This window comes from Pseudomonas sp. HS-18 (assembly GCF_020401845.1).
Taxonomy (GTDB): Bacteria; Pseudomonadota; Gammaproteobacteria; order Pseudomonadales; family Pseudomonadaceae; genus Pseudomonas; species Pseudomonas nitroreducens.
On the sequence record NZ_CP084413.1, the window covers coordinates 2,355,130 to 2,380,682 of the forward strand.

Here is a 25,553-nt window from a genome sequence, read left to right on the forward strand (position 1 = left end):
AAGGCAGAAAGCGTTCGGTATAGGAAATGGGAGTCAGATCAGCAGCGCGCGGTTCGCTTTCGCGGCGGCTTCGGCGTCGCCACGGGCAATGGCGTCCACCAGCTCGCGGTGCAGCTCGAAGCTCGGCTGCGGCCGGCTCGGGTCGCCGATGGTGCGCTCCAGCCCGGCGCGGATGACCTGGGAGAAGTAGCGGTACAGCTCGCTGAGCACCGGGTTGTGGGCGCTGTCCACCACGCGTTGGTGGAAGGCCAGGTCGTGGGCGATGTATTCGTCCAGCGATCCGCCGTGGTGCACGGCGGAAGCTTCGAGGGCCTCATGCAGCGCGGCGAGGTCGGTTTCGCTGCGGCGCTCGGCGGCCAGTCGGCTGGCTTCCACCTCGATGATGCCGCGTGCCTCCAGCGCCTGCTCCACCGAGCTGCGGGCGAGCACCAGCATGGCGTCCAGCGGGTTGGCGCAGGCGCGCACGTAGGTGCCATCGCCCTGGCGCACTTCCAGTACACCGGAGAAGGTCAGCACGCGCACGGCCTCTCGAACCGTATTGCGGCTCATGCCGAGAGCTTCGGCCAGTTCGGGTTCGGGGGGCAGGCGCTGGCCCAGCGGCCAGGTGCCGTCGCCGATGCGCTGATGGATCTGCTCCAGGGCGATGTCGACCAGGGAGCGCTTTTGAAGAGGGCTTGGCATGGAAACATCCAATCATCGGATGAATTTGAAGAGGCCAAGACTAGGCCAGGCACGGGGTCGCTGGCAATGCGGGACTGACGGGTGATACCGCCGGAGCGGGGGCTTCGGCGGTGGGTACGACGCGGATCAGGCGGCGATGTTCACCAGGCTGCCGCTGGTAGCCTGGAGTGCGGTGACCTCGCTGCTCTGGTATTGCTTGAGCAGGTTGGCCACCAGCTTCTGGTAGGCAGCGCCGGTGTTGGCGCTGCTTGCGGAGTTGCTGGAGGCGGTGGTCGTCGAGCTGTCCGAGGAATCGCTGGATGAGCCACTGGAGGCCGAAGGCGGCGGTGGCGGCGGACCGTCGCTGCGCTGCGCCTGCAGTGCGCTGGCGAGTTCGTCGCTGCTGATGGAGCCGTTGCCGTCGGCGTCGAGCTGGCTGAACAGTTCGCTCAGGCGCTCGCTGTCGTCGCTGCTGCCCAGAGCGGAAAGCTCGTCGCTGCTGAGGCTGCCGTCGCCGTCGCTGTCCAGGGCGCTGATCAGGTCGTCGGCGGATTCCCCCGCATCGGCCATTCCCCCCATGCCGCCCGGCGGAGGGGGAGGCGGGGGCATGGCGGCGGAGAGTTCGTCCTGGGAGATGCCGCCGCTGGCATCGCTGTCCAACTCGCTGAGCAGGGCGTCGATGTCGATATCGCTGCTGTCCGAGTCGTCGCCGGACGACAGCGCGCTGGTCAGTTCGTCCTTGCTGATGCTGCCGTCGCCATCGCTGTCGATGGACTTGAACAGGTCTTCCTGGAACTTCGCCGCGCCCTGGGACGCGCCAGTGCTACCGCTCTGTGTGGCGGTGCTGCTGGCGGTCTGGGTCCGGGCGAGCGAGCTGGTGTAGTAGCTCGCATAGCTGCTGCTCACGCCGCTGATCATAGGAGAGTCTCCATGGTTGCCAAGCCGGAGGGTTCTCCGGTGATGACAGCCTCGGGCGCGCCTGTGTCGCGGGTTTGTGCGCTTTGTTTGCTGGCGGCTACAACGGCGTTACGCAGCCGCGCTTCTGGGCAGGCGCAGCACGGCGGTGGCGCCGCCGCCAGGGGTTTCCTCGAAGAACAGGTCGCCGCCCTGGCGCCGCGCGGCATCGCGGGCGATGGCCAGGCCCAGGCCGACGCCGCCGGAGTTGCGGTTGCGTGAGCCTTCCAGGCGGAAGAACGGCTCGAACACCTGCTCGCGCAGCTCCGCGGGAATGCCCGGGCCGTGGTCGCGTACGCGGATTTCCAGCTCGCGGGTGCCGTCACGCAGCTCGATGCTGACATCGCCGGCATAGCGCAGCGCATTGTCCAGCAGGTTGTTCAGGCAGGAGCGCAGTGCCATCGGCTGCACCTTGAGCGGCGCGCAGTAGCCTTCCACGCCGACATTGGCGCCGCGCTCGCAGGCGTCCTCGGCGAGGGAGTCGGCCAGCGCCTTCACGTCGAACCACTGCAGGGGTTCGCTGGCGCGCTCCTGCTGCAGGTAGTGCAGGGTGGAGTCGAGCATGCCGATCATTTCGGCCAGGTCCTGGCTGATGCGGGTGCGCAACTGCGGGTTGTCGACTTCCTCGACGCGCAGGCGCAGGCGCGAGAGCGGCGTGCGCAGGTCATGGGAAACCGCCACCAGCATGCGGCTGCGCTGCTGCACCTGTTCGCGAATGCGCTCGCGCATGCGGTTGAAGGCGCGCGCGGCCTGGCGCGCTTCACGCGTGCCGGTCTCCGGCAGGGGCGGGCTGTCCAGGTCTTCGGAGAGGCGCAGCGCAGCGTCTCCCAGATGTTGCACCGGGCGGGCCAGCAGGCGCGCGCCGATGTAGGCGGCGAGGATCAGGGTCAGCAACTGGAAGGCGAACGGCACGCTCCAGAACGGCAGGCGCGGGCCGGGCGGTGGCGGCGGCATCATGCCGGGGGGCGGCGGGCCGCGCTCGAAGCTGTGCTCCGCTGGCGGCGGAGGCGGTGGCTCGTGACGCGGCCCGTAGTGATGGAACCAGGCGAAGGCCAGCAGGTGCGCGACCACGATGGCCAACAGGAACACGCCGAACAGCCGGGCGAACAGGCTGTCGGCGCGCTCCAGGGGTTTTTCCTTTGCGCGCACGGGCGCGGATTCAGGCGATGTCGCGGACATCGAACAGGTACCCTTCGCCGCGTACGGTCTTGATCAGCCGGGGCGAGCGCGGATCGTCGCCGAGCTTCTGCCGCAGACGCGAGACCAGCAGGTCGATGCTGCGGTCGAAGGCCTCGATGGCGCGGCCACGGGCGGCGTCCAGCAGCAGTTCGCGGTTGAGCACCCGCCGCGGGCGTTCGAGGAACACCCAGAGCAGGCGGAATTCGGCGTTGGACAGCGGCACCACCAGGCCATCCGGGGCATGCAGCTGGCGCAGCACGCTGTCCAGCCGCCACTGGTCGAAGCGCACCTGGGCACGCGGTTCGCCGCGGGTGCCTTCCTCGCTGGGGAGACTGGTGCCGCGCACGCGGCGCAGGATGGTCTGGATGCGCGCTACCAGCTCGCGCGGCTCGAAGGGCTTGGCCATGTAGTCGTCGGCGCCCAGTTCCAGGCCGATGATGCGGTCCGCCGGTTCGCAGCGGGCGGTGAGCATGAGGATCGGGATGTCCGACTCGGCGCGCAGGTAGCGGCACAGGGACAGGCCGTCTTCGCCGGGCAGCATCAGGTCGAGCACCACGACATCGAAGTTTTCGTTTTCCAGCGCACGGCGCATCTCGACGCCGTCGGCCACGCCATGGGCCTCGATGTTGAAGCGCGCGAGGTAGCCGCAGAGCAGCTCGCGGATCGGCTGGTCGTCGTCCACCAGCAGGGCGCGGGTGGTCCAGCGGCGCGGATCGTCGGAAGTGGTCGGGTGCATGAAGAAACCTGTCGCGGGAATCGTGGGGCAGGGTGGCCAGGGGCCGCCAGGGGCATGCGACACACGCATGCTAACCCGTCAGCGCGTGCGCGGGCCATGGTCGGCGAGGCTGCGGTGCGCGGGTGTCGTCAGCGTGTCGGCTGTGTATCGGTCCGGATACATAAGCGCCAATCGCCGCGCCAGAGCGGCTTTTTACGCTTTCTTTATGCCGCCCGGCACGCTCGGGAATCGCTCCTTTACGCGTTGCTTGCGGAGAATTTCCGTCAAGCGGCAAACAGCCGCGCAAGCGATGGAATCGCCCGCGTGAGGAGAAATAGATCATGAGCGTGCTCGACGCTGTGTCACTGGTCCTGGCCACGGGACTGTTCATCTACCTGCTGGTGGCGCTGCTGCGCGCCGACCGTTCCTAGGAGCGTTCATGAACAGTCATGACGTGCTGCTGATCATTGCCTTCCTGGCGTTGGTGCTGGTGCCGGCGCCCTTCCTCGGGCGCTTCTACTACAAGGTGATGGAGGGCCAGCGGACCTTCCTCAGTCCGGTCTTCCTGCCAGTGGAGCGGGCCATTTACCGCGTGTGCGGCATCCACCCTGACGACGAACAGGACTGGAAGAGCTACACCCTGGCCCTGCTGGCCTTCAACCTGGTAGGGCTGGTGCTTCTGTTCTCCATCCTCCTGCTGCAGGGCGGCCTGCCGCTCAACCCGCAGCACCTGCCGGGTCTGGAGTGGACGCTGGCGTTCAACACCGCGGTGAGCTTCGTCACCAATACCAACTGGCAGGCCTACAGCGGTGAGGCTTCGCTGAGCTACCTGAGCCAGATGCTCGGCCTGACCGTGCAGAACTTCGTCAGCGCCGCCGTCGGCCTGGCCGTGCTGGTGGCGCTGGCCCGCGGCATCTCGCGCAAGTCGACGAACAACCTCGGCAACTTCTGGGTCGACCTGACCCGCGCCACCCTCTACGGGCTGATCCCGCTGTGCCTGCTGCTGGCGCTGCTGCTGGTCTGGCAGGGCGTGCCGCAGACCTTCCTCGACTACGCCCACGCGCTGACCGTGCAGGGCGCCGACCAGTCCATCCCGTTGGGCCCGGCGGCCAGCCAGATCGCCATCAAGCAACTGGGCACCAATGGCGGCGGCTTCTTCGGCGTGAACTCGGCGCACCCGTTCGAGAACCCGACCATCTGGAGCAACCTGTTCGAAGTCGTCTCGATCATCCTGATCCCGGCTGCGCTGGTGTTCACCTTCGGCCACTACGTGAAGGACCTGCGCCAGAGCCGCGCCATCCTCGGCTGCATGCTGGTGCTGTTCGCCCTCGGCCTGGGCGCCTCGCTGTGGGCCGAGTACCAGCCCAACCCGGCGCTCAGCGCGCTGCCGGTGGAGCAGGTCGCCCCGCTGGAAGGCAAGGAAAGCCGCTTCGGCACCACGGCCAGCGTGCTCTGGGCTGTGACCACCACCGCGGCCTCCAACGGCTCGGTGAACGCCATGCATGACAGCCTGAATCCGCTGTCCGGCATGGTGGCGATGCTCAACATGATGGTCGGCGAAGTGATCTTCGGCGGCGTCGGTGCGGGGCTCTACGGCATGCTGCTGTTCGTCCTGATCGCCGTGTTCCTCGCCGGGTTGATGGTCGGCCGCACCCCGGAATACCTCGGCAAGAAGCTCGAAGCCCGCGAAGTCCGCCTGCTGGTGGCAACCCTGCTGGTGATGCCGGTGGGCGTGCTGGTGCTCGGCGCCATCGCCGCCAGCCTGCCCGGCCCGGCCGCCTCGGTGAGCAACCCCGGCGCGCACGGTTTCAGCCAACTGCTCTACGCCTATACCTCGGGCACCGCCAACAACGGCTCGGCCTTCGGTGGCTTCGGCGCCAATACGCCGTTCCACAACCTGATGATCGCCCTGGCCATGCTGATCGGCCGCTTCGGCTACATCCTGCCGGTGCTGGCGATCGCCGGCAGCCTGGCGGCGAAGAAGGCCACGCCGGTCGGCCCCAACAGCTTCCCGACCCACGGCCTGCTGTTCGTCAGCCTGCTGACCGCGACCATCCTGCTGGTCGGCGGCCTGAACTTCCTGCCAACGCTGGTGCTGGGCCCGGTGGCCGACCACCTGACGCTTGGTTTCTGAGGAGCTCCTTGAATGAACGCACATACCCGGGAACTCGCGATGAAAAAGGCCGTTGAAAAACGCCCGACCACCGCGCTGTCCGCCCTCTGGAAGCCGGCACTGCTGCAGGCCTTCATCAAGCTCGACCCACGCCAGCTGCAACGCTCGCCGGTGATGCTGGTGGTCGCCCTGACCGCCGTGCTGACCACCGTGCTGTGTGTGGTCGGCGGCGAGGCGGTGCCCACCTTCGTCGCCGTGCAGATCGCCGTGTGGCTGTGGTTCACCGTGCTCTTCGCCAACTTCGCCGAAGCCCTTGCCGAAGGCCGCGGCAAGGCCCGCGCCGACAGCCTCAAGGCCGGTACCCAGGGCCTGCAGGCCATGCGCATGGCGGTGACCGGCAAGTTCGAGAAAGTCGCCGCCAGCAGCCTGCGCAAGGGCGACGTGGTACGCGTCGAAGCCGGCGAGCTGATCCCCGGCGACGGCGAGGTGATCGAAGGCGTGGCGGCGGTCAACGAGGCCGCTATCACTGGCGAATCCGCGCCGGTGATCCGCGAATCCGGCGGCGACCGTTCGGCCGTCACCGGCAACACCCGGCTGGTCTCCGACTGGCTGCTGGTGAAGATCACCGCCAACCCCGGCGAATCCACCCTCGACCGCATGATCGCGCTGGTGGAGGGCGCCAAGCGCCAGAAGACCCCCAACGAAGTGGCGCTGGACATCCTGCTGATCGGCCTGACGCTGATCTTCCTGCTGGTGGTCGTGACCCTGAAGCCCTTCGCCCTGTTCGCCGGCGGCAACCTGCCGCTGGTGTTCCTGGTGGCGCTGCTGGTGACCCTGATCCCCACCACCATCGGCGGCCTGCTCTCGGCCATCGGCATCGCCGGCATGGACCGACTGGTGCGCCTGAACGTCATCGCCAAGTCCGGCCGCGCCGTGGAGGCGGCGGGGGATGTGCACGTGCTGATGCTCGACAAGACCGGCACCATCACCTTCGGCAACCGTCGCTGCAGCGCGCTGCATACCGCACCCGGCGTGCAGCCGCTGGAGCTGGCCGAAGGCGCTTTCCTCGCCTCGCTGGCGGACGATACGCCGGAAGGCAAATCCATCGTGGAGTTCCTGCGCGCGCAGATCGTCCTTCCGGAGCCGGAACGCAGCCGCGTGACGCCGATTGCCTTCAGCGCCGAGACGCGCCTGTCGGGCATCGACATGGACGGCCACATCTACCGCAAGGGCGCCGTGGACGCCGCACTGGCCTTCGTTGGCCTGGGCCGCGCGCAGATGCCGGAAAGCCTGGCCAAGGAAATCGAACGCATCGCCCAGAGCGGCGGCACGCCGCTGCTGGTGGTGGCCGACGGCAAACTGCTGGGCGCCATCCACCTCAAGGACGTGGTCAAGCCAGGCATCCGCGAGCGCTTCGCCGAACTGCGCCGCATGGGCATCCGCACCGTGATGGTGACCGGCGACAACCCGCTGACCGCCGCCGCCATCGCCGCCGAAGCCGGCGTGGACGACGTGATCGCCGAAGCCACGCCGGAGAAGAAACTGGCGCGCATCCGCCAGGAGCAGGGCGAGGGGCGCATGGTCGCCATGTGCGGCGACGGCGCCAACGACGCTCCGGCCCTGGCCCAGGCGGATGTCGGCATGGCCATGAACGACGGCACCCAGGCCGCCCGCGAGGCCGCCAACCTGGTGGATCTGGACAGCGACCCGACCAAGCTGCTGGACGTGGTGCAGGTCGGCAAGGAACTGCTGGTGACCCGTGGCGCGCTGACCACCTTCTCGGTGGCCAACGATGTGGCCAAGTACTTCGCCATCCTTCCCGCGCTGTTCGCCGGCATCTACCCGCAGCTGGGCGTGCTCAACGTGATGAAACTGGCCAGCCCGCAGAGCGCCATCCTCTCGGCCATCGTGTTCAACGCGCTGATCATCGTCGCGCTGATCCCCCTGGCCCTGCGCGGCGTGCGCGTGCAGGCCAGCGACGCCTCGCAGCTGCTGCGGCGCAACCTGCTGATCTATGGCGTGGGCGGCCTGGTCGCACCGTTCGTGGGGATCAAGGTGATTGACATGATTCTGGTAGCGGTGGGCCTGGCCTGAGGCGCGCGCCTTTTCCCCTCGCCCTGGCCCTCTCCCAATGGGAGAGGGGACCGTCCGGAGTGATCGGGAAACGCCGACCTCGCCGGACACACCGAACGTCTCCCTCTCCCTTCAGGAGAGGGCTGGGGTGAGGGACGCCTCTCGCTCCGAACCCAACAGAGGATCACGAAAAAATGCTCAACCAACTCCGCCCCGCCATCGCCTCGCTGGTCCTGCTCAGCGCGATCACCGGTGTTGTCTACCCGCTGGCCGTCACCGGCATCGCCCAGGTGGCCTTCCACGACCAGGCCAATGGCAGCCTGGTGCGCGACGAGCAGGGCAATGTCCGCGGCTCGGCCCTGATCGCGCAGAAATTCGACGGCGCCCAGTGGTTCCATTCGCGCCCCTCGGCCGGTGATTTCGCCACCGTCTCCAGCAGCGCCAGCAACCTTGCGCCCGGCAACCCGGCGCTGGCCGAACGCATCGCCAAGGATGCCGCCGCCCAGCAGATTGGCGGCCAGCCGGTGCCGCTGGCGCTGGTCACCACCTCCGGCAGTGGGCTCGACCCGCAGCTGCCGCCCGCCGCCGCGCTGTACCAGGTGCCGCGCATCGCCCTGGAACGCGGCGTACCGGCGGCGAGCCTGGAGAAGCTGGTGGAGGCGAACACCGAACGCCCGCTGATCGGCCCCGCCGTGGTCAACGTGCTGGCGCTGAACATGGCCCTGGCCAGCCTGCCTCGCTAGACTCCAGCGCCTGTGTAGCAGGGTGCAGCCAGGGTTGGACCGTAGGGCGAATAACCTGGAACAGGTTATCCGCCGACTCTGATCGTGAACGCACGCGCGCGTTGTTCTGGTAGGAGCGCCGTCGACGCTATGCAGGAAGGCGGCGCTGGCTGACGGAATCTTCCCGTGGGAAAGAGGTTTCGGCCCCTTCTCCAGCAACACATGAACGAGCGCCATCAGGCACTTCGAGGATAGCGACATGACCGACCCCAACCGCGCCGACGCCCTGCTGGCCGACCTGCCTGCCATGGGCCGTGGCCGCCTCAAGGTTTTCCTCGGCGCCGCTCCGGGTGTCGGCAAGACCTACGCCATGCTCCTGGCCGCCCAGAGCCAGTTGCGCCAGGGCGTCAAGCTGCGCGTCGGCATCGTCGAAACCCACGGCCGCGCCGAAACCGAAGCACTGCTCGCCGGTCTGCCGCAGCAGGCACTCAAGCGCTCCGTCTACCGTGGCATCACCCTCGAAGAAATGGACCTCGACGGCCTGCTCGCCGACCCGCCTACGCTGGCGCTGGTGGACGAACTGGCCCACAGCAATGCACCCGGCAGCCGCCACGCCAAGCGCTGGCAGGACATCCAGGAGCTGCTCTCCGCCGGCATCGACGTCTACACCACGGTCAACGTCCAGCACCTGGAAAGCCTCAACGACCACGTCCGCGACATCACCGGCGTGCAGGTGCGCGAAACCGTGCCCGATTGGGTCCTGCAGGAAGCCTACGAGCTGTTGCTGGTGGACCTGCCGCCGCGCGAACTGCTGGAGCGCCTGCGCGAGGGCAAGGTCTACGTGCCCGAACAGGCGCGCGCCGCCATCGATGCCTTCTTCAGCCAGACCAACCTGACCGCGCTGCGCGAGCTGGCCATGCAGACGGCCGCCGCGCGGGTCGATGCCGACCTTACCCATCGCTACCGCCAGCAGGGCGGCGAGGCGCCCGCCGTGCGTGGGCGCCTGCTGGTCGGCGTGGATGGCGAACACAACGCCGAACGCCTGGTGCGCCACGCCAGTCGCGTAGCCGAACGCCGGCACCTGCCCTGGTCGCTGGTGCATGTCGACACCGGCGAGGCGCGCAGCGAAGAGTCGCGCATGCAATTGCAGAGCGCCCAGCAACTCGCTGAGCGCCTCGGCGGCGATGTCGTCGAACTGCGCGGTGGCGAAGTCGCGCGAACCCTGGTCGAACATGCCAAGGAGCGTCGCGCCACGCTGTTGCTGGTTGGCCGTTCACGACAACGCTGGTATCGCCAGCTGTTCGGCGGCGGCCTGGCGGCGCGCCTGCTGCGCCTGGGTGACGGGCTGGAAATCAGCGTGCTCGACAGCGAGGCTGATCTCACGCCACCCAAGGTTCGCGCGCAGACGCCCTGGCCCTGGGGCAATTACCTGCTCGCCGCGCTGGCCGCTGCCTGCGCCAGCGCGCTGGCCTGGGGCGTGGCCAGCGTGCTGGAACTGCCGAACATCTCCCTGGTGTTCCTCGCCGCCGTGCTGCTGGTGGCGGTGCGCAGCAGCCTCGGCCCGGCGCTGGCCTGCGCGGTGCTGTCGTTCCTGGCTTACGACTTCCTGTTCATCCCGCCGCATTTCTCCTTCTCCATCCAGCGCGAAGAAGACGTGCTGACGCTGCTGTTCTTCCTGCTCATGGCCGGCCTCACCGGCAACCTTGCCGCCCGCCAGCGCCGGCAATTGCAGGCCCTGCGCGAGACGCAGGAAGAGACCAGCCAACTGCTCGACCTGTCGCGCAAGCTCACCGCCGCCACCGATCGCCAGGCGGTGATGGCCGCCGCCGCGCAACAACTGGGCGGCTGGGACGGGCTGGACATCTGCCTGCTCGGGCAGGTCAACCGCGAGTGGAAAGTCGAAGGAGGATTGAACCGGCCTTTCGACGACCAGGAGCGCGCCGCCGCCGACTGGGCCTGGCAACACGACCAGCCCGCCGGGCTGGGTACCGGCACGCTGCCGGGGGGGCGCTGGTGGTGGTGGCCGCTGTTCGGCGAGGATGGCCCTTTGGCTCTGCTGGGTGTCAGCCCGCGCGATGGCCAACCGCTGCCAGGTTCGCGCCGCCGTCTGCTCGCCGCCCTCGGCCAGCCGCTGGGGCAGGCCCTGGCCCGTGCGCGTCTGGCCGAAGACCTGGAAGCCGCGCGCCTGCACGGCGAAACCGAACAACTGCGCAGCGCGCTGCTGGCCTCGGTCAGCCATGACCTGCGCACGCCACTGACCTCCATGCGCGGCGCCATCGACAGCCTGCTGGCATTGGGCGACGCGATCCCGCCGCCGGACCGCCGCGAACTGCTGGAAAGCACCCGCGACGAGGCCGAACGCCTGGACCGCTACATCCAGAACCTGCTGGACATGACCCGCCTCGGCCACGGCGGCCTGAAACTCTCGCGCGACTGGGTATCGCCCGGCGACATCGTCGGCAGCGCGCTCAACCGCCTGCGCGCCGTGGTCGCGCCGTATCGCGTGGAAACCCGCGTGCCGCCGGAGTTGCCGCTGCTCTACGTGCACGCCGCGCTGATCGAGCAGGCGCTGGTCAACGTGCTGGAAAACGCCGCACGCTTTTCGCCGCCACAGGGCCGCTTGCGCGTTGCAGTGGATTCCATCGAGGACGAGTTGCGCTTCTCGGTCAGCGACGAAGGGCCGGGAATTCCGCCGGCGGAGCGGGAGAAGATCTTCGACATGTTCTACACCGCGGCCCGTGGTGACCGAGGCGGGCAGGGCACCGGGCTGGGCCTGGCGATCTGCCAGGGCATGGTCGGTGCCCACGGCGGGCGGATCACCGTCGAGGATGGCATCGACGGGCGCGGCACCACCCTCGTGCTGCACCTGCCGCTGCAGCAGCAGCCGGATATGGAGGAGCTTGATGCTGCTGTCTGAAAGGCTCAAGCTGAACGCTTCCGTCAGCCAGCCCAACACCCCGATGAACGCCAGCGCCGCCACGATTCTGGTCGTCGACGACGAACCGCAGATCCGCAAGTTTCTCCGCATCAGCCTCAGCGCTGGCGGCTACAAGGTGCTGGAAGCCGGTACCGGCGAGGAGGGCCTGGCCCAGGCCGCGCTGGGGCGACCGGACCTGGTGGTGCTCGACCTCGGCCTGCCGGACAAGGACGGCCAGGACGTGCTGCGTGAGTTGCGCGAGTGGTCGCAGGTACCGGTACTGGTGCTGTCGGTGCGCGCCAGCGAAAGCGAGAAGGTGCTGGCGCTGGACAGCGGCGCCAACGACTACGTGACCAAGCCCTTCGGCATCCAGGAGTTTCTTGCGCGCATCCGTGTGTTGCTGCGCCAGGGCGGCAGTGGCGAGGCGCAGGAAGCGGTGGTGGCGGTCGGGCCGCTGAGCGTGGATTTCTCCTACCGCCGGGTGCTGCTCGACGGTGACGAAGTCTCGCTGACGCGCAAGGAGTACGCGGTGCTTTCGACCCTCGCTCGGCACGTCGGGCGGGTGGTTACCCAGCAGCAACTGCTCAAGGATATCTGGGGGCCGACGCATACCGAGGACACGCACTATCTGCGGGTGGTGGTTGGGCATCTGCGGCAGAAGCTCGCCGATGATCCGGCGAGTCCGCGCTTTATCGTGACCGAGGCGGGCGTCGGTTACCGCCTGCGCGAGGCCTGATCGCCCGGTATTCACGCTGTTGCGTGGGCCATGCCCGTGATCGCGCCCATGGGGTGCTCCTACAGGTTGAAGCCTTGGTCTTCGTTGGTCAGCAGCCAGTCGGCGATATCTCGCTTACCGTTAAGCACGCGCCAGACATCGATGTGGTCGGCTCGCTCGATGAAGAACACCAAGTGTGGGTAGCGTTTCAGAGGCCAACTGCGCAGGCCTGGAATGTCCAGTTCGTGGGCATATCGTGAAGAGGATGCTGCGGGGTTTCGTGCAATCAACTGATAGGCACGTTGTAGCTCGTCGATGAAGCCGAAGGCGGCCTTCTCACCACCTTCGCTCAAATAGTATTCCAAGGACTCTGCGACATCCTGCCGGGCTATGGCCCGGGGTCTGACCGGGCGGGCTTTCACGAATCGCGCCTGCGTACGCGGTCACGCAGCGCTTCGAAATACCCGTCATCCACAGCTTCACCGGGCTCGGACGCAGCACCGGCCAGAAGCAGATCACGCAGGTGCTGGCGATCCTGGTCCTTGCGGATCAGCTCGCGCACATATTCGCTACTGGTGCCGTAGCCACGCTGGCTGACCTGATCATCGACGAAGCCTTTCAATGCTTCAGGCAGGGAGATATTCATCGTGCTCATGCCGGCTCTCTCGGAAATGGCAAAATTTGCCAAAGCATACGCCGTTCATTCCGCATGGCAAAAGCCTTCCGCCAGCCGGTCAGTAGGGATTCTCCGCCTCATACCTATCCAGCGTATCGCTGGCGATCTGCCGGCCGAGGGCGATGAGTTCCGGGGCCTTGTAGAACTCGAAGAAGCGGCACACGCGCTTGGGCACGTTGATCAGGATATCCGGCGGGTAGCCGGCGATCTTGTACTGCGCCAGCGACGTCTGCATCACCTCGAAGCTCTGGTTCACCAGTTCCAGCAAGGAGGCCGGGCTGCTGCTGTCGATCACGTGGCTGCCGGTCGCGGAGCGCGGCGAGCCCTTGGCCTGCGGGGCGGCGGCGGGTTGCTGCATTTCCGGCTCGGCGGGCTCCTCGGCGGCGGCCGGGACCGGGTGGAGCAGGGCGTCGGCGATCAGCTCGGGTGGCGGCTCGGACTCCCCTTTACGGAAGAAGCTCAGCTTGTTGGACAGCCCGGAGAGCACCGCATCGAAGCGGCCTTTCAGGGCGGCGGGGCGCTCGATCACCGGCAGTGAGTACTGGCGCTGGTTGGTGGCGTTGAGATTGACCGCGACGATCAGGTCGGCGTGGGTCGAGACCACCGGGACGATGGGCAGCGGGTTGAGCAGGCCGCCGTCCACCAGCATGCGGGTGCCCTGCATGACCGGGGTGAACAGGCTGGGAATCGCCGCCGAAGCGCGCATGGCCTGGTGCAGGCAACCTTCCTGGAACCAGATTTCCTGCTGGTTGGTCAGGTCGGTGGCGACCGCCGTGTAGGGGATGGGCAAGTCCTCGATATTGATCTCGCCGAGCAGTTCGTGAATCTTGCCGAACACCCGCTCGCCGCGGATGGCGCCGAGGCGGAAGCTGACGTCCAGCAGGCGCAGCACGTCGAGGTAGTCCAGGCTTTCCACCCAGTCGCGGTATTCGCCCAGTTTGCCGGCGGCGTAGATGCCGCCGATCACCGCGCCCATGGAGCAGCCGGCGATGCACACCACTTCATAGCCACGCCGCTCGATCTCCTCGATTACGCCAATGTGCGCATAACCTCGGGCTCCGCCGGAGCCAAGCACCAGCGCAATCTGTTTTGACATAGGGCAACTCCGCGTTACGAACTGCCTGACGATACGCCGGGCACACCGGTCGAGCCAAGCCGGGCTTTGCTAGAATCGGCGTTTGTTTCCCTGCCGGAGCCTCCCGATGAGCGAACCGATCCGCCTGACCCAGTACAGCCATGGTGCCGGTTGCGGCTGCAAGATTTCCCCCAAGGTGCTGGAGGTGATCCTCGCCGGCAGCGGCGCGCAGAACCTCGACCCGAAGCTGTGGGTCGGCAATGCCTCGCGCGATGACGCTGCGGTTTATGCTATCGACGCCGAACGCGGCGTGGTGTCCACCACCGACTTCTTCATGCCGATCGTCGACGATCCCTTCGATTTCGGTCGCATCGCCGCCACCAACGCGATCAGCGACATCTACGCCATGGGGGGCGACCCGCTGATGGCGATCGCCATTCTCGGCTGGCCGGTGAACGTGCTGGCGCCGGAAATCGCCCGTGAAGTGATCGCCGGTGGCCGCAAGGTCTGCGACGAAGCCGGTATCCCGCTGGCCGGCGGGCATTCCATCGACGCGCCCGAGCCGATCTTCGGCCTGGCCGTCACCGGGCTGGTGGAGAAGCGCTTCATGAAGCGCAACGACACCGCCACCGCCGGCTGCAAGTTGTACCTGACCAAGCCGCTGGGCATCGGCATCCTCACCACCGCCGAGAAGAAGGCCAGGCTGCGCGCCGAAGACGTGGGCGTCGCCCGCGACTGGATGTGCACCCTGAACAAACCCGGCGCGCGCTTCGGCAAGCTCGACGGCGTGAAGGCGATGACCGACGTCACCGGCTTCGGCCTGCTCGGCCACCTGGTGGAAATGGCCGACGGTAGCGGGCTGACCGCTCGCGTGCGCTACGACGCCGTGCCGCGCCTGGCCAGCGTCGAGCATTACCTGGAAGCCGGCTGCGTGCCCGGCGGCACCCTGCGCAACTTCGACAGCTACGGCGAGCGCATCGCGCCGTTGCCCGAATTGCACAAGCTGCTGCTGTGCGACCCGCAGACCAGCGGCGGCCTGCTGGTGGCAGTGGAGCCGGAGGGAGAAGCGCAATTCCTCGCCACGGCGAAGGAACTGGGCATGGACCTGGCGCCCATCGGCGAACTGGTTGGCCGACAGCGCCACGCGGTCGAGGTGGAGTGATGCGCGACAACACCCGCCACTACCGCGAGCTGTTCCTCGGCGATGTGAAGATGATGGACGTGCGCGCCCCGGTCGAATTCGGCAAGGGCGCCTTCCCCAATGTGATCAACCTGCCGCTGATGAACGACATCGAGCGGCAGAAGGTCGGCACCAGCTACAAGCAACATGGCCAACAGGCGGCCATTGCCCTGGGCCACGAACTGGTCTGCGGCCAGATCAAGGCCGAGCGGATCGAAGCCTGGGCGAATTTCGCCAAGGCCAACCCCGAAGGTTACCTGTACTGCTTCCGCGGTGGCCTGCGGTCGCAGATCACCCAGCAGTGGCTGAAGACCGAGGCTGGCATCGACTACCCGCGGGTTGTCGGCGGCTACAAGGCGATGCGTGGATTCCTCTTCGATACCACCCGTGCGGCCACCGAGGAATGCCAGTTCGTGCTGGTGGGCGGCCTGACCGGCACCGGCAAGACCGAGGTCATCGCCCAACTGGCCAACAGCCTGGACCTTGAAGGCCACGCCAACCATCGCGGCTCCGCCTTCGGCCGCCGCGCCACGCCGCAGCCCGCGCAGATCGATTTCGAGAACCGCCTGGCCATCGACATCCTGAAGAAGCGCCACGCCGGCATGGAGCAGTTCGTGCTGGAGGATGAGGGCCGCATCGTTGGCAGCTGTTCGGTGCCGCTGGAGCTGTACCAGGGCATGCAGCACTACCCGCTGGTGTGGCTGGAGGACAGCTTCGAGCAGCGCGTGGAGCGCATCCTCAAGGACTACGTGGTGAATCTGTGCGCCGACCATGTCCAGGTGGTGGGCGAGGAGGGGGGCTTCGACTCCTTCGCGGTATACCTGCGCAAGAGCCTGTCGGGCATCGTCAAGCGGCTGGGCGGCGAGCGCTATCAGCGCCTGGCGGCGATCATGGACGCAGCGCTGGACGAGCAGAAGGTGACGGGCGCGGTGGACCTGCACCGGGGCTGGATCGAGGGACTGCTGGGCGAATACTACGACCCGATGTACGCCTTCCAGCGCGAAAGCAAGGGCGAGCGCGTGGAGTTCCGCGGCACCCAGGACGAGGTGGTGGAATACCTGCGGTTCCGCGCGGAGCGTTGATCGAATCTTCTGCAGCGGCTGGCTGATCGCGGACTCCGTCCGCGATGATTTCAAGGCCGCAGCGGGGCATTGGTCTGTTCACCGGCTCTTGCCGTCGTATTCCTTCACCGTCAGCCCGGCGAGCTCCACTCCCGGCAGGCAGCGCACATTGATCGCCGCCATCGGCGTGCCGTCCGGCGCGCTGGCGTAGGCCAGCGGTGCGCAGCCGCAGGTGGGGCAGAAGCGATGCTCGATGCGATGGGTGTTGAACGTATAGGTGCTCATCGCACTCTCAGGAGTCGTCAGCTTCAGCTTGCCGCGCGACACGAACCAGAGCAGCGAGCCCTTGCGCCGGCAGATCGAGCAGTTGCATGACACGACCTCACCGACATCCCCTTCCACTTCGAACGCGATCTGCCCGCAATGGCAACTGCCCTGATGCACCATGATCCTTCTCCTGTCGGGATATCCCGTGGGCAGACAGTGTAGTAGTCGCTTGAACGCCATCCGTCCGATGGCATACTGCGGCGCCATCCGGCAGGCCCCCGCGCCGCGTTCTAAGCTGGATTCACCGCGAATATTCCCAGGAGTTCCGTCATGCCGCGCATTCCCCTGATCATCGCCCTGGCGCTGGCCGTCGCTGGCTGCTCGGGCAAGACCGTCAACCGCGACAGTTGCGCCTCGCAACTGGATGCCGCCTGGCACGAACTGGACCTGGCCAAGGCCGAAGGCTTCGCCGGCACAGTCAGCTACTCCAAGGCCCTGGGCCTGCTGACCGCCGCCAAGACCCAGCAGCAGGTCGAGGCGTACACCGGTTGCTCCGACAAGGCCAGCCGCGCGCGTTTCTACATCAAGGAATCCCGCGCCGGCCGCTGAGCCGCGCACCGCCGGGCCGCCTGGCGCGGTCCGCGTCTTCCCACCGATTTGTCCGGATCTGCCCATGCAACTCGACTTCACCCAACTGTCCAAGGCCGAGGCCTATCGCTGGCTGGCTTCCACCGTCACGCCGCGGCCCATCGCCTGGGTCTCCACGCTGTCGAAAGAGGGACAAAGCAACCTCGCGCCGTTCAGCTTCTTCCAGGTCATCAGCGATTCGCCGCCGACCCTGCTGGTCAACACCAGCGTGCGCGACGACGGCAGCGTCAAGGACACCTTGCGCAACGTGCGCGAGACCGGCGAACTGGTGATCCACCTGGTCAGCGCCGCGCAGGCCGAAGCCATGAACGCTACCGCCGCCTGGCTGCCCCACGGCGTCAGCGAGATCGAGCACGCCAGCATCGCCACCGTGCCCAGCGAGCGTGTTGCTCCACCTCGCGTCGTGGGCGCGCCGGTGGCCTTCGAATGCCAGTTGGCGGAAATCATGCCGTACCCGGCGGAAAACCCCTCGAGCATGCTGATCTTCGCCCGAGTGCTACTGGCGCATATCGACGATGCGGTGATGCAGGACGAACGCCACATCGACCCGGCGCGGCTGGACCTGGTGGGCCGTCTGGGCGGCACCCAGTACAGCTACACCCGTGACACCTTCAGCATGATTCGTCCGAAGTAGGGCTGCGCGCCTGGCGCTGCGACGTCAGGCAAATTCCAGCTCCAGGCCGAGTTGCCAGCGGATGTCGCCGAGGCGCGCCTCGTCCAGCCGCTCGCCGAGGGCGAAGAGTTCCGAGAGCAATTCGTCGCGGTGGGTGAATTCCAGCGTACTGCCGTGAACCAGGCTGACGACGACCTGTACCAGGCGCCAGCCGGCCTGCGCCTCGAACCAGCAGTCCAGCCATTCGCCCTTGCTCTCGTCGTAGGTCTGCGGGCAGACGAAATGCCGAATCGGCAGATGCCCGCGCGTCAGCAGCAGGGGGTCGAGGCGGCGTTGCTCGCGGTACAGCTCCGGCAGGAAGAGTTGGTCGGCGAATCCTGTCAGCGGGCGCTGCAGGACCAGTTGATAGAAGGCGTTCATCCGCGCACCTGGAGTGGAAGGGCAGGTGTCGGAATCTGAATGGTCGGGCAGGCAGGTCGCTGTCGGCGATTTCCGTATCCGTGCCAGGAAAGTCCTGTTCAGTGTTCTGGATACGACCTCCACGTATCCCTGCGCAGCATCACCGTGCCATCACCGTCGCGCCCTCTATCCAGTCGATGGGCAGCGCTCCTAATGTTCCGCCCACAAGCACCGATAACGAGCAGGAGACCTACGAGGATTTCCTGCAACGCCATTGCGGATGGGGGGAGTAGCCATGGTTGCCTTCGTGCAGCGTCGTCTGGCCGACATGGGCACGGCGAAGAAACTGGCCATCGGCTTCGGCCTGGTGCTGTTGCTCACGGCGCTGGTGGCGGTCATCGGCGTGACGTCGTTGCGCGCCATTTCCCAGCGCTTCGACCTGCTCGGCGACATGTCGACCATCAACCGCGAACTGCTGGAGATGCGCCAGAGTGAGAAGGATTTCGTCATCGACGCCAGCGATGCTTCCGCCAAGCGCCTGCGCGAGCACGCCGGCAATCTCGGCGAGGCGGTGGCGCGGCTCAAGGCCCGGCCGGACCAGGCGGCAGTCATGGCCCGGGTGGAGCAGGGCATCGCCGATTACCTGGCGGCATTCGAGAAGTTCGAAAAGTCCAGCAAAAGCCGGCGGCTGTCGCTGGACGCCGCCACCTGGTCGGTGAACGGTGCGTCCAACAGCCTGGACATCCTGCAATCCAGCCTGGCCGATGACGGCGCCTACGAACTCAAGGAATCCCAGGGCCAGAAGGGTGAGGAGTTGCTGCAGCAGGCCGCCCAGGTCAGCCAGCTCTACCGCCTGGTGCTGCAGGGCCTGAACGAGGCGCGCTCGCGCATGGCGGTCGGCGGCGAGAGCGGCGAGAAGGCCGAGGGTGGGCGCATCAAGTCCGCCGCCGAGGCGCTGGAACTGTCCGCCAAGCTGCAGGAGGCCATCACCGACCCGACCTACGTCTCGGTGCTCAAGGACGTGATCACCAACATCAACGCCTTCGTCGAGAAGCTCGACGAATACACCGCCAGCCTCGAGCAGGAAAAACAGGTCCACGCGCAGATGAACGACCGCGCGGCCCAGGTCATGCAGCAGGTCGATGACGCCTATGCGGCGCAGCGGGCGGCCATGCAGACCCAGCTACGCACCAATACGCTGCTGATCGTCGCTTCGGCGGCGCTGGCGCTGCTGGTGGGCGCACTGGCTTCGCTGCTGATCACCTGGATGATCGTGCGGCCGCTGCGCCAGGTGATCGGCATGGCCAGCCGCATCGCCGAGGGCGATCTGAGTGTGAGTGTCGAAGTGCGGCGCAAGGACGAAGTCGGCCAATTGATGGGCGCGGTGGGCAGCATGGCCGACAGCCTGCGCGGCATTGTCAGCCGCCTCAGCGATGGCGTGGGGCAGATCACCGCGTCGGCGCAGGCGCTTTCCAGCGTCACCGAGCGCACCCAGCACGGGGTGAACTCGCAGAAGGCCGAGACCGATCAGGTCGCCACGGCGATGAACCAGATGGCGGCCACCGTGCATGATGTCGCGCGCAACGCCGAGGAAGCCGCCAGTTCCGCCGAACAGGCCGATGGCAAGGTCGCCAGCGGGCAGGATGTGGTGCGCCAGACCCTTGGCCGTATCGAGCAACTGGCCGACGCCGTGCGCGCGGCCACCGAAAGCATCGAGCAGCTCGGCCGCGAGAGCCAGAGCATCGGCAGCGTGCTGGTGGTGATCAAGAACGTCGCCGAGCAGACCAACCTGCTGGCGCTCAATGCCGCCATCGAGGCGGCGCGGGCCGGCGAGCAGGGCCGGGGCTTTGCCGTGGTGGCCGACGAAGTGCGGGCGCTGGCGCGGCGCACCCAGCAGTCCACCGCCGAAATCGAGACGTTGATCGCCGCACTGCAGAGCGGCGCGACCACGTCGGTCCAGCGCATGCAGCGCAGTCACGCGCTGGTGGAGATGACCGTGGGCGACGCGGTACAGACCGAGGCCGCGCTGGGCAACATCGCCTCGGCGGTGGCGGTGATCCACCAGATGAACCAGCAGATCGCCGCCGCTTCCGAACAGCAGAGCGCGGTCGCCGAGGAGATCAGCCGCAGCGTCACCAGCATCCGTGGCATCGCCGACGAATCGGCGCAGGCCATGGAGTCCACCGCATCGTCCAGCGTCGAGCTGGCGCAGCTCAGTCGCGAGCTACAGGGGCTGGTGGGGCAGTTCCGGCTGTGACGCCGCCGCGGCGCGCTCGGCCGCTTCCTGCTCGCGCTTGCGCTGCTGGTGCCAGCGCCGGTAGGCGTTGACACCCGCACGCACGGAGCTGAACACCAGCGGCGGCTTGACCTCGCCCAGCAGTTGCGAGCGTTTGAGCAGGGCCAGCGTTTCGCCGGTGACCCGCGCCAGCGACAGGTAAACGCCCCGGGCCTCCAGGGTCTGCTGCACTTCGCGTAGCGTGGTCAGGCCGCTGATGTCCAGGTTGAGGATGCCTTCGGCGTTGAGCAGCACGGCGCGGGCGTTCGGCGTCTGGGCCACCACCTCGAGGATGCGTTGCTTGAAGTAGTCGGCATTGAAGAACAGGATCGGCGCGTCGAAGCGGTAGATCACCAGCCCCGGCAAGGTGCGCGCGTTGGGGTATTGCTCGATTTCCACCTGGCCGTCGATGCCATGCACCCAGCCCATTACCGCGTCGTGCGGGCGGTAGGTGAGATAGAGCAGGCGCAGCAGGGCCAGCATGATGGCGACGAAGATGCCCGGCAGCACGCCGACGCTGAGCACGCCGACCGTGGTCAGCACGCACAGGCCGAACTCGAACCGGCTCAGCGCCCAGAAACCGCGCAGTGCGCGGAAGTCGATCAGGCCCCAGCCGGCCATCAGCAGCACCGCGCCCAGCGCCGGCATCGGCACCCAGCCCAGCGGCTTGCTGAACAGCAGCAGGACCAGGCCGATCACCAGGGCGGCGACCACGCCGACCATCTGGCTCTTGCCGCCGACCATGTCGTTCACCGCGGTACGCGAGTCGGCGCCGCTGATGACGAAGCCCTGGGAAATCCCCGCGCCGATGTTGGCCATGCCCAGCGCCATGAACTCGTGGTTGGCGTCGATGGCGTAGCCGTGGCGGGCGGCGAAGCTGCGCGCGGTGAGCATCGCGCTGCAGAAGCTGACGATGGTGATGCCCATGGCATCGCGGAACAGGCTGCCGGCCTCCTCGACGCTGGTCTTCGGCCAGGTCAGGTGGGGCAGGCCTTGCGGCACCTCGCCGAGCAGCTTGATGCCGCACTGGTCCAGGCCGAACAGGGCGGCGATGACCGAGGCGAACAACACGCCGACCAGTGCGCCGGGAATCTTCGGGTAGCGACGTGGTAACAGGATCATCAGCGCCAGGGTGCCGACGCCCAGCGCCAGCGTCGGCAGGTGCGTATCGGCGAGATTGCGCACCAGCGCGATCAGGCCGCGGACGAAACCGCTGGTCTCGCTGTGGTAGCCGAGGATCTTGCCGAGCTGGCCGGCGATCAGGCTCAGGCCGATACCGTTGAGGTAACCCACCAGCGTCGGCCGCGACAGGAAGCTGGCGACGAAGCCCGCACGCGCGAAACCGGCGGCGATGGACAGCGCGCCCACCAGCACCGCGACTATCATCGACAGTTGCAGCAGCCGCTCCGGGTTGCCTGCCGCCAGCGGCGTGATGGCCGCCGCGACCATGGCGGCGGTGGCGGCATCCGGGCCGACCATCAATTGCCGCGAGCTGCCGACGATGGCGTAGATCAGCATCGGCAGGATGCAGGCGTAGAGCCCGACCTGCGGTGGAAAGCCGATGATCTGCGAGTACGCAATGGCAGTGGGAATCTGCACCGCAGCCACCGACAGGCCGGCCTGGATATCGCGCGGCAGCCAGTCGGAGCGGTAGTGCAGCAGGCTGTCCAGACCGGGCAGCCAGCGGGCGAGGGACATCGGGGATCTTCCTTGGAATCGGCCAAGGGAAATCCTAGCTGGAAAGGCGCCTCAGAGCTTGTCGGAAATCATTGAGATAGAGGGCGCATAGCCATCCCAGCAACTCACGGCAACTTCAGCGCTGGGTTTACCCCTCACCCCAACTCTCTCCCGCTAGCGGGAGAGAGGGGCTTTGGGGCTGAGGGGCGGATCAGACCTTGAGCACCAGCTTGCCGAAGTTCTCGCCGCTGAACAGCTTGGCCAGGGTCTCGGGGAAGGTTTCCAGGCCTTCGACGATGTCTTCCTTCGATTTCAGCTTGCCTTCGCCGATCCAGGTCGCCATGTCCTTGAAACCTTCCTGGAAGCGGTGGGCGTAATCCATCACCACCATGCCTTCCATGCGCGCGCGGTTGACCAGCAGGGAGAGGTAGTTGGCCGGGCCGCGCACGGCTTCCTTGTTGTTGTACTGGCTGATCGCGCCACAGATCACCACCCGCGCCTTGGGCGCCAGGCGGGCCAGCACGGCGTCGAGGATGTCGCCGCCGACGTTGTCGAAGAATACGTTCACGCCCTTGGGGCATTCGCGCTTGAGGCCGGCGTTGACGTCCTCGGCCTTGTAGTCGATGGCGCCGTCGAAGCCCAGCTCATCCACCAGATAGCGGCACTTGTCGGTGCCGCCGGCGATGCCCACCACGCGGCAACCCTTGATCCTGGCGATCTGCCCGACCACGCTGCCCACCGCGCCGGCGGCGCCGGAGACGACCACGGTGTCACCGGCCTGAGGCAGGCCGACGTCGAGGAAGCCGAAGTAGGCGGTCATGCCGGTCATGCCCAGTGCCGACAGGTAGAGCGGCAGGGGCGCGCGCTGGCTGTCGACCTTGTAGAAACCCTTCGGCTCGCCGAGGAAGTAATCCTGCACGCCGAGGGCGCCGTTCACCTCGTCGCCGACCTTGAAGTCCTGGTGCTGCGAGGCGATCACCGTGCCCACGCCGAGGGCACGCATCACGTCGCCGATGGCCACCGGGGCAATATAGGACTTGGCGTCGTTCATCCAGCCGCGCATGGCCGGGTCCAGCGACAGGTACTGGTTCTTCACCAGAATCTGCCCCGGGCCGGGTTCGCCGATCGGGGTTTCCACATAGGTGAAGGTGTCGCGGGTGGCGGCACCGACCGGGCGCTGGGCGAGCTGGAACTGGCGGTTGATCTCGGCAGACATGGCAGTGGACTCAGTCAGGGGGAAAGCCTAGGTGATAGTCCGCCTGCTGCGCCGGGGCAAGTTTCGTCCGCCGGAGGAATGTTCACCCATCGGTTCCAGTGATCCGGATTTGCAGGAATCATCATTGCCATGGATGCAGGAACGTCGCCCCGCCTGATAGTGCTTCGCGCCGCTGGAGCGCTGGCTAGACTGCGACGGTTATTTCCCAAACCGCTTCGAGGTTCGCTCATGAGTCAGCTGCTTTCCGGCCAGGTTGCCCTGGTCACTGGCGCCGGTAACGGTATCGGCCGCGCCACCGCCCAGGCCTTTGCCCAGCAGAGTGTGAAGGTCGTGGTTTCCGACGTCGACGCCAAGGGCGGCGAAGCTACCGTCGAGCTGATCCGCGCCGCCGGTGGCGAGGCCACCTTCATCCGTTGCGACGTGACCCGCGACGCCGAGGTCAAGGCGCTGGTGGAAGGCACCGTGGCCGCCTACGGCCGCCTGGACTACGCCTTCAACAATGCCGGCATCGAGATCGAGAAGGGCAAGCTGGCCGACGGCGAGGAGAGCGAGTTCGACGCCATCATGGGCGTCAACGTCAAGGGTGTCTGGCTGTGCATGAAGCACCAGATCCCGGTGATGCTGGAGCAGGGCGGCGGCGCCATCGTCAACACCGCCTCGGTCGCTGGCCTGGGCGCCGCGCCGAAGATGAGCATCTACGCCGCCTCCAAGCATGCGGTGATCGGCCTGACCAAGTCCGCCGCCATCGAGTACGCGAAGAAGAAAATCCGCGTCAACGCCGTCTGCCCGGCGGTGATCGACACCGACATGTTCCGCCGTGCCTACGAGGCCGACCCGAAGAAGGCCGAGTTCGCCGCTGCCATGCATCCGGTGGGCCGTGTGGGGCGCGTCGAGGAAATCGCCAGTGCGGTGCTGTACCTGTGCAGCGACCACGCCGGCTTCACCACGGGCATTGCGCTGCCGGTGGATGGCGGGGCCACGGCGATCTGATCGTCTCGGGGGAGCGGTGCGTTCGAGTGTTCCCTCTCCCCAACCCTCTCCCTGAAGGGAGAGGGGGCTGTTCGGCATGCGGGTGACACGCCCGTTTAGCCGGCTTGTCCCCCGTTTCATGTAACCGAAACGGTGTCAGGTGAGCGACGAACTGAATGTGGCGGAGGACGAATCCCTCTCCCTTCAGGGAGAGGGTGTTCCCAGTCCTATTACTTCATGAATCACCTGTAGGAGCGCATTTACCAGCCGATTCGGCGCTGGGCGGTTCGCGAGCAAGCGCGCTCCTACAAAAAGCGTACCCGCCGACGATCCCGACCCGTTCGCAACAAGACTTTGCATTCTGTTACAGGATGAAGTGGTTTTGGCCTGCAAGGCCAGTTACAAGCGCCCAAGAGGCCGAAACAATCGGCCCACCCCAGTTGGAGAATAATGACAATGACCAACGATCCCTTGCTGACGCTCTTCATGCCCATCGCCCTGGGCATCATCATGCTGGGCCTCGGCCTGTCCCTGACCGTCGCCGACTTCGCCCGCGTGGTGCGCTATCCCAAGCCGGTGCTCATTGGCCTGGTCTGCCAGATCATCCTGCTGCCCCTGGCGTGCTTCCTCATTACCGTCGGCTTTGCCCTCGAAGCCGCACTGGCGGTGGGCATGATGCTGCTCGCCGCATCCCCCGGCGGCACCACCGCGAACCTCTACAGCCACCTGGCCCACGGTGACGTGGCGCTGAACATCACGCTGACCGCGGTGAACTCGGTGATCGCCATCCTCACCATGCCGCTGATCGTCAACATGTCTCTGCTCTATTTCATGAACGATGGCCAGACCATCCCGCTGCAATTCGGCAAGGTGCTGCAGGTGTTCGTCATCGTCCTGGGACCGGTCGCCATCGGCATGATCGTGCGGCGCCTGCTGCCGAGCGTGGCGGCGGCGCTGCAGAAGCCGGTGAAGATCCTCTCGGCGCTGCTGCTGGCGGTGATCATCGGCGTGGCCGTGACCAAGGACTGGCAGACCTTCCTGACCTACGCCCCCATCGTTGGCGCGGCCGCCCTGAGCTTCAACCTGCTGAGCCTCGCCGTGGGCTACTGGGTGCCACGCCTGCTCAAGCTGTCCAAGCCGCAGTCCATCGCCATCGGCATGGAGATCGGCATCCACAACGGCACCCTGGCCATTGCCCTGGCGCTCAGCCCGATGCTGCTGAACAACAGCACCATGGCGATTCCGGCGGCGATCTACGGCGTGCTGATGTTCTTCACCGCTGGTCTGTTCGGCTGGTGGGTCAGCCGCGGCGTGGCGAAGACAGCCGCGGAGCAGGCGCCTGCCTGATCCGCTACCGCACCCGCCATCGGGTGTCCATGTTCTCGTGAGCGCAGGAGCGGACTCCATCCGCGATTGTTTTCCCGTCGCTCCTACGCCATATCGTTGCCT

At 66.9% G+C, this 25,553-nt stretch carries 24 protein-coding genes and 1 pseudogene; 14 read left to right on the forward strand and 11 right to left on the reverse strand.

Going from position 1 to position 25,553, the window contains the following annotated elements; all coding sequences use genetic code 11:
* Positions 1–33: 33 nt before the first annotated feature.
* The 4 genes from LDJ84_RS11030 to LDJ84_RS11045 all read right to left on the reverse strand — a co-directional run bounded on the left by LDJ84_RS11030 (position 34) and on the right by LDJ84_RS11045 (position 3,529).
* Positions 34–681 (reverse strand): FadR/GntR family transcriptional regulator, encoded by a 648-nt coding sequence (locus LDJ84_RS11030; protein ID WP_037016845.1) that lies wholly within the window; start codon positions 679–681, stop codon positions 34–36.
* 126 nt (positions 682–807) lie between these two features.
* Complete coding sequence (xopAW, locus tag LDJ84_RS11035; RefSeq protein WP_226046312.1) at positions 808–1,578, reverse strand: EF-hand domain-containing protein; 771 nt, start codon at positions 1,576–1,578, stop codon at positions 808–810.
* Between the two features lie 108 nt (positions 1,579–1,686).
* Positions 1,687–2,793, reverse strand: a complete 1,107-nt coding sequence (locus LDJ84_RS11040) for a sensor histidine kinase (RefSeq protein ID WP_226046313.1) — start codon at positions 2,791–2,793, stop codon at positions 1,687–1,689.
* Positions 2,774–3,529, reverse strand: coding sequence for a response regulator (locus tag LDJ84_RS11045; protein ID WP_037018411.1), 756 nt, complete (start codon positions 3,527–3,529; stop codon positions 2,774–2,776). The genes LDJ84_RS11040 and LDJ84_RS11045 overlap by 20 nt, the downstream gene beginning before the upstream one ends.
* A 320-nt stretch (positions 3,530–3,849) precedes the next feature.
* On the opposite strand from LDJ84_RS11045, the gene kdpF reads away from it, so the two are divergent.
* From kdpF to LDJ84_RS11075, 6 genes are all read left to right on the forward strand, one after another.
* Entirely contained in the window at positions 3,850–3,939 is a 90-nt protein-coding gene (gene kdpF, locus LDJ84_RS11050) for a K(+)-transporting ATPase subunit F (protein ID WP_037007992.1), read from the forward strand.
* Between the two features lie 8 nt (positions 3,940–3,947).
* Entirely contained in the window at positions 3,948–5,642 is a 1,695-nt protein-coding gene (gene kdpA, locus LDJ84_RS11055) for a potassium-transporting ATPase subunit KdpA (protein ID WP_226046314.1), read from the forward strand.
* A gap of 12 nt (positions 5,643–5,654) precedes the next feature.
* On the forward strand, positions 5,655–7,715 hold the full coding sequence (gene kdpB, locus LDJ84_RS11060) for a potassium-transporting ATPase subunit KdpB (RefSeq protein ID WP_226046315.1): 2,061 nt from the start codon (positions 5,655–5,657) through the stop codon (positions 7,713–7,715).
* 173 nt (positions 7,716–7,888) lie between these two features.
* Positions 7,889–8,437, forward strand: a complete 549-nt coding sequence (kdpC, locus tag LDJ84_RS11065) for a potassium-transporting ATPase subunit KdpC (RefSeq protein WP_084359780.1) — start codon at positions 7,889–7,891, stop codon at positions 8,435–8,437.
* Positions 8,438–8,675: 238 nt separating this feature from the next.
* On the forward strand, positions 8,676–11,333 hold the full coding sequence (locus LDJ84_RS11070) for a sensor histidine kinase (protein ID WP_065327594.1): 2,658 nt from the start codon (positions 8,676–8,678) through the stop codon (positions 11,331–11,333).
* 43 nt (positions 11,334–11,376) lie between these two features.
* Positions 11,377–12,069, forward strand: a complete 693-nt coding sequence (locus LDJ84_RS11075; protein ID WP_024767315.1) for a response regulator — start codon at positions 11,377–11,379, stop codon at positions 12,067–12,069.
* A 59-nt stretch (positions 12,070–12,128) separates the two neighbouring features.
* Here the strand turns inward: LDJ84_RS11075 and LDJ84_RS11080 are convergent, their stop codons facing one another.
* The 3 genes from LDJ84_RS11080 to LDJ84_RS11090 form a co-directional block, all read right to left on the reverse strand.
* A complete protein-coding gene (locus LDJ84_RS11080; protein ID WP_024767316.1) occupies positions 12,129–12,470 on the reverse strand; it encodes a type II toxin-antitoxin system RelE/ParE family toxin in 342 nt (113 codons plus the stop codon).
* Positions 12,467–12,703, reverse strand: a complete 237-nt coding sequence (locus LDJ84_RS11085; protein ID WP_024767317.1) for a type II toxin-antitoxin system ParD family antitoxin — start codon at positions 12,701–12,703, stop codon at positions 12,467–12,469. The genes LDJ84_RS11080 and LDJ84_RS11085 overlap by 4 nt, the downstream gene beginning before the upstream one ends.
* A 79-nt stretch (positions 12,704–12,782) precedes the next feature.
* The gene (locus LDJ84_RS11090) at positions 12,783–13,820 is read right to left on the reverse strand and encodes a patatin-like phospholipase family protein (RefSeq protein WP_024767318.1); all 1,038 of its coding nucleotides are present in this window, start codon (positions 13,818–13,820) and stop codon (positions 12,783–12,785) included.
* A 106-nt stretch (positions 13,821–13,926) separates the two neighbouring features.
* Between LDJ84_RS11090 and selD the strand changes: the two genes are divergently transcribed.
* Together selD and mnmH are read left to right on the forward strand one after the other, a co-directional pair.
* Complete coding sequence (gene selD, locus LDJ84_RS11095) at positions 13,927–14,961, forward strand: selenide, water dikinase SelD (protein ID WP_024767319.1); 1,035 nt, start codon at positions 13,927–13,929, stop codon at positions 14,959–14,961.
* A complete protein-coding gene (gene mnmH / locus LDJ84_RS11100) occupies positions 14,961–16,061 on the forward strand; it encodes a tRNA 2-selenouridine(34) synthase MnmH (protein WP_226046316.1) in 1,101 nt (366 codons plus the stop codon). The genes selD and mnmH overlap by 1 nt, the downstream gene beginning before the upstream one ends.
* A 78-nt stretch (positions 16,062–16,139) precedes the next feature.
* Here the strand turns inward: mnmH and LDJ84_RS11105 are convergent, their stop codons facing one another.
* A complete protein-coding gene (locus LDJ84_RS11105) occupies positions 16,140–16,487 on the reverse strand; it encodes a GFA family protein (protein ID WP_065327598.1) in 348 nt (115 codons plus the stop codon).
* A gap of 150 nt (positions 16,488–16,637) precedes the next feature.
* Between LDJ84_RS11105 and LDJ84_RS11110 the strand changes: the two genes are divergently transcribed.
* Positions 16,638–16,916: a hypothetical protein gene (locus LDJ84_RS11110; RefSeq protein ID WP_024767322.1), complete on the forward strand. Its 279-nt coding sequence runs from the start codon at positions 16,638–16,640 to the stop codon at positions 16,914–16,916.
* A 64-nt stretch (positions 16,917–16,980) separates the two neighbouring features.
* Complete coding sequence (locus LDJ84_RS11115) at positions 16,981–17,589, forward strand: flavin reductase family protein (protein WP_226046317.1); 609 nt, start codon at positions 16,981–16,983, stop codon at positions 17,587–17,589.
* 24 nt (positions 17,590–17,613) lie between these two features.
* Here LDJ84_RS11115 and LDJ84_RS11120 read toward each other — a convergent pair whose 3' ends face one another.
* Positions 17,614–17,988, reverse strand: coding sequence for a hypothetical protein (locus LDJ84_RS11120; protein ID WP_169887890.1), 375 nt, complete (start codon positions 17,986–17,988; stop codon positions 17,614–17,616).
* Positions 17,989–19,267: 1,279 nt separating this feature from the next.
* Here LDJ84_RS11120 and LDJ84_RS30910 point away from each other — a divergent pair.
* Positions 19,268–19,318 (forward strand): annotated as a pseudogene (locus LDJ84_RS30910) (hypothetical protein); the annotation flags it as partial.
* A 201-nt stretch (positions 19,319–19,519) separates the two neighbouring features.
* Entirely contained in the window at positions 19,520–20,224 is a 705-nt protein-coding gene (locus tag LDJ84_RS30915; protein WP_413247457.1) for a methyl-accepting chemotaxis protein, read from the forward strand.
* On the opposite strand, the gene LDJ84_RS11130 is transcribed toward LDJ84_RS30915, so the two are convergent.
* Complete coding sequence (locus tag LDJ84_RS11130; protein ID WP_226046319.1) at positions 20,192–21,940, reverse strand: SulP family inorganic anion transporter; 1,749 nt, start codon at positions 21,938–21,940, stop codon at positions 20,192–20,194. The genes LDJ84_RS30915 and LDJ84_RS11130 overlap by 33 nt on opposite strands.
* A gap of 190 nt (positions 21,941–22,130) precedes the next feature.
* Positions 22,131–23,135, reverse strand: coding sequence for an NADP-dependent oxidoreductase (locus tag LDJ84_RS11135; RefSeq protein WP_226046320.1), 1,005 nt, complete (start codon positions 23,133–23,135; stop codon positions 22,131–22,133).
* 228 nt (positions 23,136–23,363) lie between these two features.
* On the opposite strand from LDJ84_RS11135, the gene LDJ84_RS11140 reads away from it, so the two are divergent.
* Both LDJ84_RS11140 and LDJ84_RS11145 read left to right on the forward strand, forming a co-directional pair.
* A complete protein-coding gene (locus LDJ84_RS11140; protein WP_226046321.1) occupies positions 23,364–24,125 on the forward strand; it encodes an SDR family oxidoreductase in 762 nt (253 codons plus the stop codon).
* A 435-nt stretch (positions 24,126–24,560) separates the two neighbouring features.
* Positions 24,561–25,451 (forward strand): bile acid:sodium symporter family protein, encoded by an 891-nt coding sequence (locus LDJ84_RS11145; protein ID WP_024765410.1) that lies wholly within the window; start codon positions 24,561–24,563, stop codon positions 25,449–25,451.
* Positions 25,452–25,553 lie beyond the last annotated feature (102 nt).